The organism is Pseudomonas flexibilis, from assembly GCF_000806415.1.
Lineage (GTDB): Bacteria > Pseudomonadota > Gammaproteobacteria > Pseudomonadales > Pseudomonadaceae > Serpens > Serpens flexibilis.
The window spans coordinates 163,093-174,987 of sequence record NZ_JTAK01000006.1 but is presented as its reverse complement, the minus strand read 5'-3'; the positions used below and the strand labels follow the sequence as shown (position 1 = coordinate 174,987).

Annotated in this window: 10 protein-coding genes; 4 read left to right on the top strand and 6 right to left on the bottom strand. The window is 66.3% G+C overall.

The window, feature by feature from the left end; all coding sequences use genetic code 11:
• Position 1 precedes the first annotated feature (1 nt).
• Both PT85_RS15040 and PT85_RS15035 read right to left on the bottom strand, forming a co-directional pair.
• Complete coding sequence (locus PT85_RS15040; RefSeq protein ID WP_039607128.1) at positions 2-631, bottom strand: thiol:disulfide interchange protein DsbA/DsbL; 630 nt, start codon at positions 629-631, stop codon at positions 2-4.
• 133 nt (positions 632-764) lie between these two features.
• Positions 765-1,397 carry a c-type cytochrome gene (locus PT85_RS15035; protein WP_027588714.1) on the bottom strand — a complete coding sequence of 211 codons (633 nt, stop codon included), beginning with the start codon at positions 1,395-1,397 and terminating at the stop codon, positions 765-767.
• A 204-nt stretch (positions 1,398-1,601) separates the two neighbouring features.
• Between PT85_RS15035 and yihA the strand changes: the two genes are divergently transcribed.
• Positions 1,602-2,240 (top strand): ribosome biogenesis GTP-binding protein YihA/YsxC, encoded by a 639-nt coding sequence (gene yihA, locus PT85_RS15030; RefSeq protein ID WP_039607127.1) that lies wholly within the window; start codon positions 1,602-1,604, stop codon positions 2,238-2,240.
• Positions 2,241-2,458: 218 nt separating this feature from the next.
• Here the strand turns inward: yihA and polA are convergent, their stop codons facing one another.
• Positions 2,459-5,221: a DNA polymerase I gene (polA, locus tag PT85_RS15025; RefSeq protein WP_039607126.1), complete on the bottom strand. Its 2,763-nt coding sequence runs from the start codon at positions 5,219-5,221 to the stop codon at positions 2,459-2,461.
• Positions 5,222-5,295: 74 nt separating this feature from the next.
• Between polA and PT85_RS15020 the strand changes: the two genes are divergently transcribed.
• The 3 genes from PT85_RS15020 to PT85_RS15010 are packed head-to-tail and all read left to right on the top strand — an operon-like array spanning position 5,296 to position 7,516.
• Positions 5,296-5,574, top strand: coding sequence for a DUF2782 domain-containing protein (locus tag PT85_RS15020; protein WP_039607125.1), 279 nt, complete (start codon positions 5,296-5,298; stop codon positions 5,572-5,574).
• Positions 5,575-5,581: 7 nt separating this feature from the next.
• On the top strand, positions 5,582-6,532 hold the full coding sequence (locus PT85_RS15015; RefSeq protein WP_027588711.1) for a homoserine kinase: 951 nt from the start codon (positions 5,582-5,584) through the stop codon (positions 6,530-6,532).
• Positions 6,533-6,574: 42 nt separating this feature from the next.
• Positions 6,575-7,516, top strand: a complete 942-nt coding sequence (locus PT85_RS15010) for a ZIP family metal transporter (protein ID WP_039607124.1) — start codon at positions 6,575-6,577, stop codon at positions 7,514-7,516.
• Positions 7,517-7,631: 115 nt separating this feature from the next.
• On the opposite strand, the gene PT85_RS15005 is transcribed toward PT85_RS15010, so the two are convergent.
• From PT85_RS15005 to znuA, 3 genes are all read right to left on the bottom strand, one after another.
• The gene (locus tag PT85_RS15005) at positions 7,632-8,348 is read right to left on the bottom strand and encodes a TSCPD domain-containing protein (RefSeq protein WP_039607123.1); all 717 of its coding nucleotides are present in this window, start codon (positions 8,346-8,348) and stop codon (positions 7,632-7,634) included.
• Between the two features lie 58 nt (positions 8,349-8,406).
• Positions 8,407-10,569 carry an adenosylcobalamin-dependent ribonucleoside-diphosphate reductase gene (locus PT85_RS15000; RefSeq protein WP_407681105.1) on the bottom strand — a complete coding sequence of 721 codons (2,163 nt, stop codon included), beginning with the start codon at positions 10,567-10,569 and terminating at the stop codon, positions 8,407-8,409.
• A gap of 317 nt (positions 10,570-10,886) precedes the next feature.
• On the bottom strand, positions 10,887-11,867 hold the full coding sequence (gene znuA / locus PT85_RS14995) for a zinc ABC transporter substrate-binding protein ZnuA (RefSeq protein WP_407681104.1): 981 nt from the start codon (positions 11,865-11,867) through the stop codon (positions 10,887-10,889).
• Positions 11,868-11,895 lie beyond the last annotated feature (28 nt).

Sequence of the window (11,895 nt, the reverse complement as noted above, 5' to 3'; positions counted from 1 at the left end):
TCTACTGCGCTGCCCGCTCGCGGGCGATCAGATGGTCGGCCAGGGCAACGGCCTGCTGGGGACCGCCCGCCGAGCCCAGGTCCAGCCGGTACTTGCCGTTGACCACCAGCACCGGAACGCCAGTGACCTGGTAGGCCATGGCCAGCTTCTTGGCCTTTTCCATCTGGCTCTTTACGCCGAAGGAGTTGTAGGTCTTGAGGAATGCCTCGGAATCGACACCCTGGGCCGCCAGGAATTCGGCCATCTCCTTCGGCGTGGCCAGCTTGCGGCCTTCACGGTGAACTGCGGCAAAGATCGCCTCATGCACCTGTGGCTCGACCTTCATGGCCTCCAGGGCGATGAACAGCTGTCCATGGGTGTTCCACACGCCGCCGAACAGGGCCGGCACGCGGACAAAATTCACATCATCGGGCAGGGTTTCCACCCAGGCGTTGAGCACCGGTTCGAATTCGTAGCAGTGCGGGCAGCCATACCAGAACAGCTCGACGACTTCGATCTTGCCAGGTTGCGACACCGGGACCGGGCTGTTCAGTTCGACATAGTGCTTGCCGGCACGGTAGTCGGCGGCGTGGGCGGGGACGGAAAGCAGACTGGCAACGGCCAGCAGGGCACTGAAAAGCAGCGTGCGCATGCAAAGAACTCCTCGACTGAAAAATCGGCGTCGGCCGTTTGGCCGCTGTGCCGCCGGTGCGTTGCCCGGATTTTAACCACAGGTGCAAAAAAAAAGGGCGGCTCGCGCCACCCTTTTTCCGTCTTCACGACAATCAGTGCAGGCCCTGGATATAGCTGGACAGCGCCTGGATGTCTTTGTTGCTCAGCTTGGCGGCGATGGCGCGCATGATCATGGTGTCGCCATCGTTGGTGCGTACGCCTTCGCGGAAGTCGGTCAGCTGCTTGGCGATGTAGGCAGCGTGCTGGCCGTTCAACTTGGGATAGGCGGCGGCGGCGTTGCCGATGCCGTTCGGGGCGTGGCAGCCGGTGCAGGCGGGCATGCCCTCGGCCAGCTTGCCACCGCGCCACAGGGCCTCGCCACGCTCGACCAGCGCCGGGTCGGCGGCACCGATGCTGCCCTTCTGGCTGGCGAAGTAGGCGGCGATGTCTTCCAGGTCCTGATCGCTGAAGGTATCCAGCATGCCGGTCATTTCCAGCACCTTGCGGCCTACACCTTCGGGGGCGCCCGGGGTGGAACCGGCCTTGATGTCCTTCATCTGCTTGAGCAGGTAACGCTCACCCTGGCCAGCCAGCTTCGGGAAGTTCGGCGCTGCGCTGTTGCCGTCCGCGTTGTGGCAGGCGGAGCAGAGCATGACCTTGTTCTGACCGGCTGCGGCGTCGCCGGCGGCCTGTGCGGCGCCGGTCAGGCCCAGGGTCAACAGCAGACTCACGAGTACTTTGTTCATCAGCTAATCCAATAACGGCTAAGGGTGAGAGGGAGCTCGGTCCGAAGGCCCGCGTCTGTGCGCGTTCTGGCGTCATGGTCCCGTTCGGCTTCGCTCCGGCAGTGGAGCAAAGCGCACACAAAATCGGCGGCATTATATACTTGCGCCGCTGAAACGGAAACGAAACCGCCCCCTGCGACCCCGGGTCGCACCTTGGAAATCCTCATGTCTACCAAGAATCCGATCCTCGGGTTGTGCCAACAGGCCACCTTTCTCATCAGTGCTGCGAAGGTGGATCAATGCCCGCCCGACCTCGGCCGCGAGACCGCCTTTGCCGGCCGTTCCAACGCCGGCAAGTCCAGCGCCCTGAACACCCTGACGCATGCCAACCTGGCGCGCACCTCGAAGACGCCGGGCCGCACCCAGCTGCTCAACTTCTTCCGCCTGGACGATGAGCGTCGCCTGGTTGACCTGCCCGGCTACGGCTACGCCAAGGTGCCGATCCCGCTCAAGCAGCACTGGCAGATGCACCTGGAGGCCTACCTGGGCAGCCGCGCCAGCCTGGCCGGCGTGATGCTGATGATGGATATCCGCCACCCGCTGACCGAGTTCGACCGCATGATGCTCGACTGGGCGCACACCAGTGGCATGCCGCTGCATATCCTGCTCACCAAAGCCGACAAGCTGGCTTTCGGCGCTGCCAAGAACGCCCTGCTCAAGGTGCAGAAGGACGTGCGCCAGGGCTGGGGGGACGGCATCAGCGTGCAGCTGTTTTCCGCCCCCAAACGCCAGGGCATCGAGGAGGCCCAGGCCGTGCTGGCCCGCTGGCTGGGCCTGGGTGAAGAAGCCCGCGCGGACGCCTGACGCGGGAGCAGAATCGCAGGCAAAAAAAACCTCGAACTTCGTATGGGGAGGGGGAAGTTCGAGGTTCAACTCCGACTCGCCAAGCGGCGATCAGATATCTGCCAACACTAAACACAACAAGGAGCATTGAACGGCTTCACCCATTCAGAGGCTCTGACACACCCTCTTCGGAATAAGTTCAGCCGACCGCGAAAAAATTTTCGCGGCCGACCACATCCTTAGTGCGCCTCGTCCCAATTCGCACCCTCGCCGGCCTCGACCAGCAGCGGCACGGACAGCTCCGCAGCCTGGCTCATCAGGCCGATCAGCGGCGCGCGTACCTGCGCCAGCAGGTCCTCGCGCACCTCCAGCACCAGTTCGTCGTGCACCTGGAGAATCACCCGGGCGTCCAGGCCGCTCTCGCTCAGCCAGCCGTCCACCGCCACCATGGCGCGCTTCATGATGTCGGCGGCAGTGCCCTGCATGGGCGCGTTGATCGCGGTGCGCTCGGCGGCCTTGCGCATGGCGCCGTTGCGCGACTGGATTTCCGGCAGATACAGGCGGCGGCCGAACAGGGTTTCCACGTAGCCCTGCTCGCGTGCCTGCTCGCGGGTGCGTTCCATGTAGGCCAGCACGCCCGGGTAGCGGGCGAAGTACAGGTCGATGTAGGCCTGGGCCTCCTTGCGGTCCACGCCGAGCTGCTTGGCCAGGCCGAACGCGCTCATGCCGTAGATCAGGCCGAAGTTGATCGCCTTGGCCCGGCGGCGCTGCTCGCCGCTGACCTGGTCCAGCGGCACGCCGAACACTTCGGCGGCGGTCGCACGGTGTACGTCCAGTCCCTGACGGAAGGCGTTCAGCAGACCGGCGTCCTGCGCCAGGTGCGCCATGATGCGCAGTTCGATCTGCGAGTAGTCGGCGGCCAGCAGCCGGTAGCCGGGCGGCGCGACGAAGGCCTGGCGGATGCGGCGGCCCTCCGCGGTGCGGATCGGGATGTTCTGCAGGTTCGGGTCGCTGGAGGACAGGCGACCCGTGGCGGTCACCGCCTGGTGATAACTGGTATGGATGCGCCCGGTGCGCGGATTGATCTGCTCCGGCAGACGATCCGTGTAGGTGCTCTTCAGCTTGCTGACCTGGCGGTAGTACATGATCACCTGCGGCAGCGGATAGCCGTCCTCGGCCAGCTCGGCCAGCACGCTTTCCGCGGTGGACGGCTGGCCGGTGGCCGTCTTGGCCAGCACCGGCAGGCCCAGCTTGTCGTAGAGGATGGCGCACAGCTGCTTGGGTGAGCCGAGGTTGAACTCCTCACCGGCGATCGAGTAGGCCTCGCGCTCCAGCTCCACCATGCGCTCGCCCAGCTCCAGGCTCTGCTTGCCGAGCAGTTGGGCATCCACGTAGGCGCCATTGCACTCGATGCGCGCCAGCACCGGCATCAGCGGCATCTCGATGTCGCGCAACACGCCGGCCAGGCTGGGAATCGCCTGCAGGCGCTCCCACAGCACCCGATGCAGCGCCAGCGCCACGTCCGCGCCTTCGGCGGCGTAGGGACCGGCCTGCTCCAGGGCCACCTGGTCGAAGCTGAGCTGTTTGGCGCCCTTGCCGGCGATATCTTCCAGGCGTGTGGTGCTGCGCCCCAGATACTTCAGCGCCAGGCTGTCCAGGTCGTGGCGGGTGGCAGTGGAGTCCAGCACGTAGGATTCGAGCATGGTGTCGAAGGCCACGCCGCGCAGGGCGATGCCGTAGCGCACCAGCACCTCGATGTCCGCCTTGCCGTGCTGGACGATCTTCGGCCGCGCCGGATCCTCCAGCAGCGGCTTGAGCGCGGCCAGCGCCTCGCTGCGATCGATCTGCGCCGGCACGCCCATGTAGCTGTGCGCCAGCGGCAGGTAGGCCGCCTCGCCAGGCGCCACGGCGAAGGCCAGGCCGACCAGCTCGGCCTGCTGCGGGTCGGCGCCGTTGAGCTTGGTATTGAAGGAGATGTACTCGGCCGTGCCCAGCCGCTTCAGCCAGGTCTGGAAGTCGGCCGGATCGGTGAGGGTCACGTACTGCACCGGGGCGGCTTCCTCAGCGCCCGCCGACTCGGCAAACAGGTCGTCCGTGGCGCCTGCAGCGACCGGTGCAGCCGGCGCCTCGCGCAGCAGTGCGTCCAGCCAGGCGCGGAATTCCAGCTGGCGATACAGCTCGATCAGCGCCTCGCGCTGCGGCTCGCCCGGATGCAGTGCCTCGATGTCCACCTCCAGCGCCACATCGGTCTTGATGGTTGCCAGCTGATAGGACAGATAGGCCGCCTCCCGGTGTTCGGCGAGCTTGGCCCCCAGCGTCTTGGCGCCGCGGATCGGCAACGCGGCAACCTGATCCAGATTGGCGTACAGGCCATCCAGCCCGCCGGCGATACCGTTCAGCAGGCCCTGCGCGGTCTTCTCGCCGACCCCGGGCACGCCGGGGATGTTGTCGACCTTGTCGCCCATCAGCGCCAGGTAGTCGATGATCAGCTCCGGGCCGACGCCGAACTTGCTCTTCACGCCTTCCACGTCATAGACACTGCCGGTCATGGTGTTGACCAGGCACACGCGCGGGCAGACCAGCTGCGCCATGTCCTTGTCACCGGTGGAAATCACCACGTCGCGGCCGGCGTCGGCACAGCGCCGCGCCAGCGTGCCGATCACGTCGTCGGCCTCCACGCCGTCCACGCACAGCAGCGGCAGGCCCAGCGCGCGCACCGTGGCGTGCAGCGGCTCGACCTGCACGCGCAGGTCGTCGGGCATCGGCGGGCGGTGCGACTTGTAATGTTCGAACAGCTCATCGCGGAAGGTCGGGCCCTTGGCGTCGAAGACCACCGCGAAGGGGCTGTCCGGGTACTGCTTGCGCAGGCTGAGCAGCATGTTCAGCACACCCTTCACCGCCCCGGTGGGCAGGCCGGTCGAAGTGGTCAGCGGCGGCAGGGCGTGAAAGGCGCGGTACAGGTAGGACGAACCGTCCACCAGGACGAGGGGCGCTTGACTCATGTGCAGACCTTTTGCGCGGGCACGGCGCTAGAATGTCCGTACCTGTTTATGGAAATGTCGGGGCAAAGGGTACCATGCGCGCTTTCAATCACCTGCTGTTGGCTGGCCTGCTGGCCCTGCCGTTGTACGCTGCGGCCCAGGATTCGGTGGATGCCGAACCGGACGTCACCATCCGCCAGGAGGGCGACAAACGCGTCGAGGAATTCCGGGTCAACGGCTTCCTGTACGCGATCAAGATAACGCCCAAGAACGGTAAGCCTTACTACCTGGTGCGCGCCGACGGCAGCGACAACTTCGTACGCGCCGACAAGCCCGACATGCTGATCCCCGCCTGGGAAATCTTCCGCTGGTAGTGCCGCCATGTCCGTGTTCACCCCGCTCGAGCACCACGAACTGGAAGACTTCCTGGCCCCGTATGGGCTAGGTCGCCTGGTGGATTTCCAGGGCATCGCCGAAGGCACCGAGAACAGCAACTTCTTCGTCAGCCTGGAGCAGGGCGAGTTCGTGCTGACCCTGGTGGAACGCGGCGCGCAGGACGAGCTGCCATTTTTCATCCAGCTGCTCGACGTGCTGCATGACGCCGGACTGGCGGTGCCCTTCGCCCTGCGTACCCGCGAGGGTCAAGCCCTGCGGCGGCTGGCCGACAAGCCCGCGCTGCTGCAACCGCGCCTGCCCGGCCGGCACGTGCATGCGCCGAATGCGCACCAATGCGCCGAGCTGGGCGACTGGCTGGCGCGCCTGCACCTGGCGACCTGCGATGCCCCCCTGGAGCGCCCCAGCGACCGCGGACTGGCCTGGATGCTGGAGCAGGGTCCCAGCCTGGCCCTGGGCCTGCCCGAGGAGCACCTGCCACTGCTGCGTGGCGCGCTGACCGAACTGCACGACCAGGCCGGCCGCCTGCGGTCCCTGCCGAGGGCCAACCTGCACGCCGACCTGTTCCGTGACAACGCACTGTTCGAAGGCAGCCACCTGACCGGCGTGATCGACTTCTACAACGCCTGCTCGGGCCCGATGCTCTACGACCTGGCGATCAGCGTGAATGACTGGTGCTCGGACGCCGACGGGCATCTTGACCCGGCGCGCACCGAGGCGCTGCTGGGCGCCTACTCGGCGCGACGGCGCTTCCATCCGGCCGAAGCCGAACTCTGGCCAACCATGCTGCGCGTCGCCTGCCTGCGATTCTGGCTGTCGCGCCTGATCGCCGCCGAGGAGAACCGCGGGCGTGATGTGCTGATCAAGGACCCGGACGAGTTCCGCCGGCTGCTCGCCCGGCGGCAGCAGGTCGACTCGGCATTGCCTTTCGCGCTCTGAGCGGAGCAAGCTCGACGCATCGTTTCGTGCGGAGTCGTTGCGATGGACCAAAGCCAGTCGTTGCCGAACAGCCTGTATGCCGAACTGCGCAGCGGCTGGGCCGCCCGTGCCAGGGCCAACCCGCTGATTACCTATGGCCTGCTGGCAGCCGCCGCCGTGGTGATCGGCCTGTTGATCGCCAGCATCGTCTACGCCCTGCGCAACGGCCACAGCGTACACCTCAACTACGCGCTGCTCGGGGGCGGCGCCGGCTTTGCCACCACCGCCCTGGGCGCGCTGCTGACAGCGGGGCTGCGCACCATCCATGTACGTACCCAGGACAGCATGCTGGGGTTCACCGCCGGCATGATGCTGGCGGCCAGCGCCTTCTCGCTGATCCTGCCGGGCCTGGAGGCGGCCGAAGGCATTTTCGGCAACGCGCCGGCCGCGGCGTTCACCGTGGTGACCGGCCTGGCGCTGGGCGTGCTGCTGATGCTCGGCCTCGACTATTTCACCCCCCACGAGCACGAGAGCACCGGCCCCTGCGGCCCGGATTGCGAGCGCTTGAACCGGGTGTGGCTGTTCGTGCTGGCGATCATCCTGCACAACATCCCGGAAGGCATGGCCATCGGCGTCAGCTTCTCGGCCGGCGACCTCGGCGTCGGCCTGCCGCTCACCTCGGCCATCGCCATCCAGGACATCCCCGAGGGCATGGCCGTGGTGCTGGCGCTGCGGGTGGTGGGCATGTCGATGTTCGGCGCGGTGCTGGTGGCCATCGCTTCGGGCCTGATGGAGCCGCTGGGCGCGCTGGTCGGCCTGGGCATTTCCAGCGGTTTTGCGGTCGCCTACCCGATCAGCCTGGGCCTGGCGGCCGGGGCGATGATCTTCGTGGTCTCCCACGAGGTGATTCCGGAGACCCACCGCAACGGTCACCAGACGCCGGCGACCATCGGCCTGATGGCCGGCTTCGGGGTGATGATGTTCCTGGATACCGCGCTGGGCTGATCGCCGGCGGAAGTTGGTGCGGGGTGCCACGGTAACCAGCGCAACGCGTTGGCCACCCTACGAGGCACGCACAAAAAGCCCCGGCGTGCCGGGGCTCTGGGGTTTCAGGCGCGAACTAGCCGCACTTGGAGTGCCCGCAATTCAGGCAGGTGGCGCAGCCATCCATCTGCACCACCGCCTTGGTGCTGCACTTGCCGCACAGCTGCGCGCCGGCGGGGAAGCCTTCGCCCGGTTCGGCGGTCGTCGCGCCCTGGGTGGCCTCGTAGGCGGCGCGCTTTTCCGCCAGGTACTGGCGCTGCGCCTCGTCCAGCCCCTGACCTTCCATCATGCCGATGCTGATCAGGTGGCGCTCCACCACGCCGCCGATCTCGGCGACGATGGACGGCATGTAGATGCCACCCTTCTTCAGGTAGCCACCGCGCGGGTCGAACACCGCCTTCATCTCCTCCACCAGGAAGGTGCAGTCGCCGCCCTTGCGGAACACGGCGGACATGATGCGGGTGAGCGCCACGATCCACTGGAAGTGGTCCATGTTCTTCGAGTTGATGAAGATCTCGAAGGGCCGGCGCTGCTCGAACGGCGTGCCGGCGTTGAGCACCACGTCGTTGATGGTCACGTACAGGGCGTGCTCGAACAGCGGCGACTTGATCTTGTAGGTCATGCCGACCAGGGTTTCGGGGCGCTGCAGCGTCTCATCCATCTGCACCGGCGCAACGGCGGGCGCCGCGGGCTGGGCTGCGGCAGCCGCTTCGCTGCCCTGGGCGGCGGGGCGCTCCAGGGCCTGGTCGACCACCTTGAAGCCCTTGATGCGTTTTTCGATCTTCACGGTCATAGCAATCTACTCCCGGCCGGACGCCCCCGGCGTCCGGCCCTGCAAAAATGAAACGGCCTCAGTACTTGCCGTAATAGCCTTCCTTGAGGGCATCGAACAGGTTGGCGGCAGTGTTCACCTCGCCGTCGTACTCGACCATGGCATTGCCCTTGAGCTCGACCACGCTGCCGTCTTCCAGTTCGAAGCGGTACAGGGTGTTCTCCAGGTCGGCTTCCTTGACCAGCACGCCCTGGAAGGCCTTGGGGTTGAAGCGGAAGGTGGTGCAGCCCTTCAGGCCCTGGCGCCAGGCGTAACGGTAGATGTCCTTGAACGCCTCGAACGGATAGTCGGTGGGTACGTTCGCGGTCTTCGAGATCGAGGAATCCACCCACTTCTGCGCGGCGGCCTGGATGTCCACATGCTGGGTCGGGCCGATGTCATCGGCGGCGACGAAGTAGTCCGGCAGCTTGCGCGCCGGGTCCTCGCTGCCCGGCTCGGCCTTGGCATTGACCAGCGTGCGGTAGGCCAGCAGCTCGAAGCTGAACACGTCGACCTTTTCCTTGGCCTTGCGCCCGGAACGGATCACGTTGCGCGAGTATTTGTGGGCGAAACTCGGCTCGATGCCGTTGGAGGCGTTGTTGGCCAGGCTCAGGCTGATGGTGCCGGTCGGCGCGATGGAGCTGTGGTGGGTGAAGCGCGCACCCTGCTCGGCCAGCGCCTCGATCAGCTCCGGCGCGTATTCGGCCAGGCGCTGCATGTAGCGCGAATACTTGGCGTGCAGCACGCGGCCGGGCACCTTGTCGCCCACCTGGTAGCCGTCCTTGGCCATTTCCGGACGCTTGCGCAGCATCTCGGCCGTCACCGTGAATTCCTCGGCCAGCAGCGGCGCCGGGCCCTTTTCGCGGGACAGTTCCAGCGCCTCTTCCCAGCCGACCAGGGCCATCTCGCGGGCCACTTCCTCGGTGAACACGCAGGATTCCGGGCTGCCGTAGCGCATCTTGAGCAGGGTCAGGGTCGAACCCAGGCCGAGGAAGCCCATGCCGTGGCGACGCTTGTGCATGATCTCGTGACGCTGCTGTTCCAGCGGCAGGCCGTTGATCTCCACCACGTTGTCCAGCATGCGGGTGAAGATGCGCACCACCTTGCGGTACTTGTCCCAGTCGAAGCGCGCGTCCGGACCGAACGGGTCGATCACGAAGCGGGTCAGGTTCACCGAGCCCAGCAGGCAGGAGCCGTAGGGCGGCAGCGGCTGCTCGCCACACGGGTTGGTGGCGCGGATCGCCTCGCACCACCAGTTGTTGTTCAGCTGGTTGACGCGGTCGATGAGGATGAAGCCCGGCTCGGCGAAGTCGTAGGTGGAGACCATGATCATGTCCCACAGGTGACGCGCCTTGACGCGACCGTAGACGCGGCAGGCCACCAGGCCGTCCTCGCGCACGATGTAGTCGTCGTGGATCGGCCATTCGCGCCAGACCACCTGGGAGGCGTCGGCGAGGTCGACTTCGTGGCGCTCCTTGGGGTGCACCGGGAAGATCAGCGGCCATTCGCCGTCGTTCTCCACCGCCTGCATGAATTCGTCGGTGATCAGCAGGCTGAGGTTGAACTGGCGCAGGCGGCCATCCTCGCGCTTGGCGCGGATGAATTCGCGCACATCCGGATGACAGACGTCGAAGGTGCCCATCTGCGCGCCGCGGCGGCCGCCGGCCGAGCTAACGGTGAAGCACATCTTGTCAAAGATATCCATGAACGACAGCGGGCCGCTGGTGTGCGCGCCGGCGCCGGACACGAACGAGCCGCGCGGACGCAGGGTGCTGAATTCGTAGCCGATGCCACAGCCGGCCTTGAGGGTCAGCCCGGCTTCGTGGACCTTGCCCAGGATGTCGTCCATCGAGTCGCGGATGGTCGCCGATACGGTGCAGTTGATGGTCGAGGTGGCCGGCTTGTAGTCCAGCGCGCCGGCGTTGGAAATGATGCGGCCGGCGGGAATCGCGCCGTTGCGCAGCGCCCAGAGGAACTGCTCATGCCAGTACTCGCGCTTTTCGGGCGCCTCCACCTCCGCCAGGGAACGGGCGACACGCTTCCAGGTGTCGTCCACATCACCATCGATGGGGGTGCCATCCTTGTCAGTCAGACGGTACTTCTGCGCCCAGATATCTTCGGAAGCCGCCTGCAGGGCGATCTCAAAAGCCTGTTTGCCCGCCGTCATCGGCCCATTGGTCTTCGCCATGCGCGTGTGCCTCATTCGCAAGGGGATGGAAAAAAAGGCTGCGGATTGTACGCCAAAACAGCCCGAGCGACAGTCCCGGGATATCTTGTCGAATACTTCATCTTGTGGGTGCACAAACAGGCGAACACAATACCTGCCTTGCGCTACGGTTCAATCGCTCAAATGCCGCAGTCGCTCGAAATGTGCGCCGCGTCGCCAAGACTCAGACGCCAGGCGGGCTGGGTGCGTGCCGGCAGTTGGTCTGAAAGACAAAAACGGCTGGTGCGCGGGACCGCTCGTCGGAGCGCACCTGCCGCGCTTGCCGCGGTTTTGCTGGCCGGTACGAAGCCGTCCTACTGGACGCCGGCGGGCGTCAGGCAGCCGGCCAACTGCTCGCCGAGGCTTTCCAGCAGCCGCTCATAGCCGCGAGCATCCACGGACAGGTCGTAGCCCAGGGCATCCAGCGACGCCAGGCGCACCGGCAGCCCCTCGATCAGGGTCTGGGCCAGGCGCGGTGCCTGCGGCGGCTCGTAGAACACGCAGGTCGCGCCGGCGGCACGCAGGCGTTCACGCAGCTGGGCCACCTGCCGCGCACCGAGCTGCACCTCGCCCAGGCTGAACACCCCGGCATGGCGCAGGCCATAGGCCGCCTCGAAATAGTCGTAGGCCTCGTGGAACACGAAGTACGGCTTGCCCGCCAGCGGCGCCAGACGGGTACGCAGGCGCTGGTCGAGCGTGTCCAGGCGCTGCTCGAACGCCGCCAGGTTGGCCCGGTAGCGCGCGGCATTGGCCGGGTCGCGCGCGGCCAGGTCGTCAGCCATCCGCGCAGCGATCACCCGGGCGTTGGCCGGCAGCAGCCAGAGGTGGGCATCCAGGCTGCCGGGGCGGTGGTCGTGGTCGTGATCGTCATGCGCGACCGGGGCGTCATGGTCATGGTCATGGTCATGGTCATGGTCATGGTCATGGTCATGGTCATGGTCATGGTCAGCGTGGTGATCATCGCCAAAGTGGCGCAACTGCAGGCCCGCCAGGGTCTGCACGGCCAGGCTGGGGTTTGTGCGGCCGTCGAGCAGGCGGGGCAGGAAGCTCTCCAGGTCCGGCCCGACCCAGTAGAACAGGTCGGCCTGACGCAGGCGGCGTACCTCGGAAGGCTTGAGCATGTAATGGTGCGCGGACGCCCCCGGCGGCAGCAGCACGTCGGGCGTGCCGACACCGTCCTGCACGGCGGCGGCGATCAGTTGCAGGGGTTTGATGCTGGTGAGCAGGGCGACTTCGGCACGGGCGGTCAGAGAAGCCAGGCACAACAGCACAACGGCGGACAGACGTAGCAGCACGACAGCGACACTCTGGGTGGAAAGGGTT